The sequence below is a fragment of the Colwellia sp. BRX8-5 genome, from assembly GCF_014077325.1.
Taxonomy (GTDB): Bacteria; Pseudomonadota; Gammaproteobacteria; order Enterobacterales; family Alteromonadaceae; genus Colwellia_A.
In genome coordinates this window covers 1-291 of sequence record NZ_JACGVR010000109.1, presented here as the reverse complement: position 1 = coordinate 291, position 291 = coordinate 1, and the positions used below count along the sequence as shown (strand labels likewise).

Here is a 291-nt window from a genome sequence, read left to right as displayed (position 1 = left end):
TGGGGCTATAGCTCAGCTGGGAGAGCGCCTGCCTTGCACGCAGGAGGTCTGCAGTTCGATCCTGCATAGCTCCACCATCTTAAATTCTACCGCGTTAGTTCGCAGCTTGTGTAGTAAACTACACGACGCTACAAACTGCCTTGTATAATATAAGATACCATTATGATTCTTCATTAAAGAAAAGACCAAATTAAGGTTTACTTTCGTCATACTGAATGTTTTTCAGTGTTTTGTGAGTGAATATTAATTTGGTTTTTTAAACCACGTTTTTAACCGAATGCGCGTTAAGAA

At 40.2% G+C, this 291-nt stretch carries 1 tRNA gene; it reads left to right on the top strand.

Features of this window, described 5'->3' with window-relative positions:
• The first annotated feature begins 1 nt into the window (after position 1).
• Positions 2–77 (top strand) — tRNA-Ala (locus tag H4J62_RS20115).
• Positions 78–291: the final 214 nt, after the last annotated feature.